Raw genomic sequence first — 4550 nt, 5'->3', positions numbered from 1 at the left:
GTACTGAGCAGCCCATTGGGGCCTAACGATTGATAGGTTTGAAGCCATTGTTTCATGGAGGAAAAGGAAACATCTAGCGTTCTTGCTAGATGTTTCAGAGAATCTTCTCCGCGAAGATATTTTTCGATAGCGGTAACCTTATCTGCTCCAGCTATTTTTGCTTTATGGGACATAAAAAAATGCTCCTCCTTACAGGTAGACAGTTTTATTATTTCAACTGTCTACCTGAAGGGGAGCATATCATGATTTGCTTGGGAGGGCTTCTTGTTTCTTATCCAAAACGTCCGCTAATATACGCTTCCGTTTTTTCGTTTTCCGGTGATGTGAAGATTTTACCTGTCTCATCCATCTCGATTAGCTCACCCATCAGGAAAAAGGCGGTTTTCTCAGAAATTCGCGCTGCCTGATGGAGGTTATGGGTAACGATCACGATCGTATACTCATCCTTTAGCTGCATGACCAGCTCTTCGATTTTCATGGTAGAGATCGGATCGAGAGCGGAAGCCGGTTCGTCCAATAGCAAAATGGTTGGCTGCATCGCAATTGCACGCGCGATACACAGCCTTTGCTGCTGTCCGCCAGAAAGGGAGAGCGCTGAGTCGCGAAGCCGATCCTTTACCTCATCCCAAAGCGCTGCTTTTCGCAGGCTCGACTCAACCAATTCGTCCAAATCACGTTTATTGGTCATCCCGTGGAAACGTGGTGCAAATGCGATGTTTTCATAGATTGATTTAAAAAATGGATTCGCTCGTTGGAACACCATTCCTACCACTTGGCGCAGGCTCTCGATGTTTACTTGCGAGCTGTTAATGTCGATACCATCAACAATAATGGAGCCCTCTACACGGCAAGAAGGAACCAGATCATTCATCCGGTTCAAGCTCCGTAGAAGCGTCGATTTCCCGCATCCGGACGGGCCGATAAAGGCCGTCACGGAGTTTTTTTCAATATCCATCGATATATTTTTTACGGCGTGCTTCTCTCCGTAGTATACATTCACGTTATTCGTCTGAATGATCGTTTCTTGCATGGTCAGTACGGACATGGCTGCCACCTACCTCTTCTTAGTTTGATCCTGACGTCATCTTTTTGTAAACCCAATTCCCGAACCAACGAGCGGAAAGGTTAAAGAGCAAGACGGCAATAATCAGAACAGCAGCCGCGCCATCTGCGACATCACGTGCATCCGGTGTCAGCCCCTCGCTGTTTACCTTCCAAATATGCACGGCCAAGGTCTCGGCAGGACGGAACGGATTCAGAGGTGACGTTGTACTGTTCATCGAGAAGTCGGTGAAATCCAGATTCGGTGAAGACATCCCTGCAGTGAACAGCAAGGCAGCCGCTTCCCCAAATACACGGCCAGAAGCCAGAATGGCCCCCGTAATGATACCTGGGAGTGCTGCTGGAAGGATGACAGACACGATGGTACGCCATTTGGTAATACCAAGCGCGAGACTCGCTTCCTTTTGACTGCGTGGTACGTTGCGCAGTGCATCCTCTGTTACACGAACCAAGAGCGGCAGGTTAAATACCGTCAGCGCAAGTGCTCCGCCAAACAGGGTATAGCCCCAGCCAGTCATATTTACGAACACGAGCAATCCAAACAAACCAACTACGATAGACGGAAGGGAAGACAATACTTCTATACTCATGCGGATAAACTGTGTAATCTTGTTATCCGGCGCATATTCAGCCATATAAATGCCTGCTCCGATCCCGAGCGGCAACGCGATCAGCATGGTTAGGACCAGCAAGTACAACGAGTTGAAAAGCTGTGGTCCAATCCCGCCACCCGCATTGACAATATCCGGCGGAGAGGTCAAAAAGTCGAGATTCAGCTTATGCCAGCCTTGTGAGAGAATGAAGCCCAATAGTCCCACCAAGGTACCGATAATCAGTACGGCAATCAGTGTCAAAACAACAGTAGCAGCGCGGTCCATCAGTCTCGCTTTCATCTATTTTGCCAACCTCTTTCTGCCCAACAGGCGCAAAATCACGATAAAGATGAAAGACATCGCCAAGAGCAGCAAAGCCATTGACCAGAGAGCATTGTTATACGGAGTTCCTTGAATCGTATTCCCCATGTTCAATGTAATACCGCTAGTGAGCGTACTGATCGGTTCGAGCAAACCGCCTGGCAGCTTCGTTGTGTTACCGATAACCATTTGCACAGCCAAAGCTTCTCCAAAAGCGCGAGACATTCCCAAAACAATGGCCGTCAAACAGCCAGGGAGCGCGGAATGCAACACGACATTCCAAATGGTTTGCCAGCGAGTAGCACCCAGTGCGAGCGAAGCGTTGCGCAAATCTTGCGGAACAGCCTCAATAGCATCTGCTGCCACACTCGTAATAGTAGGTAAAATCATCAGGGCAAGAACAAGTCCCCCTGCCAATAAACTGAAGCCTAGAACATCGAATTGTTCGCGAATAAATGGAACAAGCAAAGTTAGTCCAACATAACCGTAAACAACGGATGGAATACCAACCAACAGCTCAATAACCGGCTTCAATACTTTTTTTCCAAAGCCAGGAAAGATTTCTGTCATAAAAATAGCAGCGCCGATTCCCAGTGGCGCGGCAATTAAAGCAGCCAGTGCCGTTACGAAAAACGAACCGAGGATAAAGGGCAACACACCATACGCGGAGGGTTCACCTTCTGGGTCCCATTTGTCATGGGTTAAAAATTCTTTAAAGCTTACTCCATCGACAAAGAACGTCGACAACCCTTTTGAAGCAATAAAATAGGTGATCGATAAAACTACAATAACGAGCAAACCCGCACAAATCATCGCGATGGTTTTGCCGCTAATATTCTCTGTTTTTTGACGCTTGTTCGTTGTCAGCATTTTTTGCGCAATCATCGATTGACGCTCTGTATTTACCCCTTCAGTACGATGGCTCATGTTCTCCCTCCTGGAAAGAAAACGACTGTACGCAAGCAAAATGAGGGGAAGGCCCCCCTACCCCTCTATTTTGCTGTTGACGATAACGCTTATTTTTGTGTTACTTTGCCTTCTGCATCACGTTCCACTTTCATGTCTGTGATTGGCAGGAAGCCCAATTCTGTAACGGTTTTCTTTTGTACTTCGTCAGTCAGGATGAAGTCGAGGAATGCTTTTGCATCGCCAGTTGCTTCACCTTTCGTGTACATATGCTCGTACGCCCATACTGGATATTTGTTCGTTGCAATGTTTTCAGCGTTTGCTTCCACGCCATCCAATTTCAGAGCTTTTACAGAGTCATTGAAGTAGGACAGTGCCAAGTAACCAATTGCACCTGGTGTTTCTGCAATGATTTTGCGAACAGTACCGGAGGAATCCTCTGTGATACCTTCTGCTTCTTCTTTGCCATCCAACGCGAATTTGCTGAATGTCGCGCGAGTTCCGGAAGATTTCGGACGGTTAACCAGCGTGATCTTCATATCATCGCCGCCAACTTCTTTCCAGTTGGTGATTTTTCCAGTGAAGATGTCGATCAATTGTTGCTTGGACAAGTTGTCCACTTTTACTTGTGGGCTTACCGCTGCTGCCATACCGACAACCGCTACTTTATGGTCTACCAGTTCGTTTGCTGGAATGCCTTTTTTCTCTTCTGCAAAAATATCGGAGTTACCAATCGTTGCTGCACCACTTGCTACTTGGCTCAAGCCCGTGCCGCTTCCTCCGCCTTGTACTTGGATTTGTGCGCCTGCATTTTTTGCCATAAAGTCTTTGGCCGCTTGCTCGACCAGAGGTTGTAAAGCGGTAGAACCCACTGCTGTTACAGGTTCACCGGAAGTTTTTGTTGTCGAACCAGAGTTGCTTTGCTCCTGGGCTGGTTGTTGCGCTGGTGCTGGTGTTTGCGTTTGTGTCTGCGCAGTGTTGCCGCTTCCGCACCCCGCGAGTAATGCCCCTACACATGTCAGCGCAATAAACATTTTGCTGAGTTTTTTCATTGGATGAAAATCCTCCTTAAAAGGTTCGGTTTGTTTTTTTCTCTCTTACAAGTACAAACTATACAGCGGGAATGTTGTCGTATTATGTTGTGAATGTAAAGCTTTCTTAAAGATGGAGAAATTCCTGTTGTAAAACCGCAAACATGGGAATAATGTCCCTATTCTTTTCTGGGGGTGTCTATGTGGAAAGGCTGGCCTTGCTTTTTGTGATTATAGGTGCCCTGAACTGGGGATTAATCGGGTTATTTCAATTTGATTTAGTCGCAAGCTTGTTTGGCGGAGCGGAGTCGATCGTAAGTCGAATCGTGTATACGTTGGTAGGCTTGTTTGGGGTATATGCCATCAAATTTCTATTCACTGATCGGGAGGAAACACCAACATAAAAAACCTTTCTCCGGCTGTAAGGGTGGGGAGGAAACAGGAGAAAACGCTCAGCTTCTTGTCCCACCCGCTGTGGGATTCACTGCCCGTCTCCATGAAAAAAAGCGAAACCCGCGTCCAAAGCGGTCCATTCAAGAGGTGTCTCAGAGGTGGACGCTAAAAGCTTGTTTCGCTTTTTTTCATTACGCCTCGGTCGGTGTACCAAAGATCTTCGCTTATTTCTCCTGTTTCCTCT

The 4550-nt window shown here is 47.2% G+C and carries 6 protein-coding genes; 1 reads left to right on the top strand and 5 read right to left on the bottom strand.

The genetic code is table 11. The annotated features are described in order from the left end of the window. From C7R91_RS30010 to C7R91_RS29010, 5 genes are all read right to left on the bottom strand, one after another. A partial coding sequence (locus tag C7R91_RS30010) for a helix-turn-helix domain-containing protein (RefSeq protein ID WP_146142152.1) occupies nucleotides 1-173 on the bottom strand: 173 nt, incomplete at its 3' end. 98 nt (nucleotides 174-271) lie between these two features. Continuing rightward, nucleotides 272-1045, bottom strand: coding sequence for a phosphate ABC transporter ATP-binding protein PstB (gene pstB / locus C7R91_RS29025; RefSeq protein ID WP_047073985.1), 774 nt, complete (start codon nucleotides 1043-1045; stop codon nucleotides 272-274). 19 nt (nucleotides 1046-1064) lie between these two features. After that, a complete protein-coding gene (gene pstA / locus C7R91_RS29020) occupies nucleotides 1065-1955 on the bottom strand; it encodes a phosphate ABC transporter permease PstA (protein WP_047073983.1) in 891 nt (296 codons plus the stop codon). After that, nucleotides 1956-2903, bottom strand: a complete 948-nt coding sequence (gene pstC / locus C7R91_RS29015) for a phosphate ABC transporter permease subunit PstC (protein WP_047073981.1) — start codon at nucleotides 2901-2903, stop codon at nucleotides 1956-1958. It abuts the gene before it with no gap. Nucleotides 2904-2992: 89 nt separating this feature from the next. Beyond that, entirely contained in the window at nucleotides 2993-3934 is a 942-nt protein-coding gene (locus tag C7R91_RS29010; protein ID WP_047073980.1) for a phosphate ABC transporter substrate-binding protein PstS family protein, read from the bottom strand. Between the two features lie 182 nt (nucleotides 3935-4116). Here C7R91_RS29010 and C7R91_RS29005 point away from each other — a divergent pair, with 182 nt between their 5' ends. Next, nucleotides 4117-4317 (top strand): DUF378 domain-containing protein, encoded by a 201-nt coding sequence (locus C7R91_RS29005; RefSeq protein ID WP_047073978.1) that lies wholly within the window; start codon nucleotides 4117-4119, stop codon nucleotides 4315-4317. The last annotated feature ends 233 nt before the right edge of the window (nucleotides 4318-4550 follow it).

The sequence above is a fragment of the Brevibacillus formosus genome, from assembly GCF_003013405.1.
GTDB lineage: Bacteria > Bacillota > Bacilli > Brevibacillales > Brevibacillaceae > Brevibacillus > Brevibacillus formosus.
The sequence above is the reverse complement of the archived record's forward strand: the minus strand, read 5'-3'. Positions and strand labels throughout refer to the sequence as shown.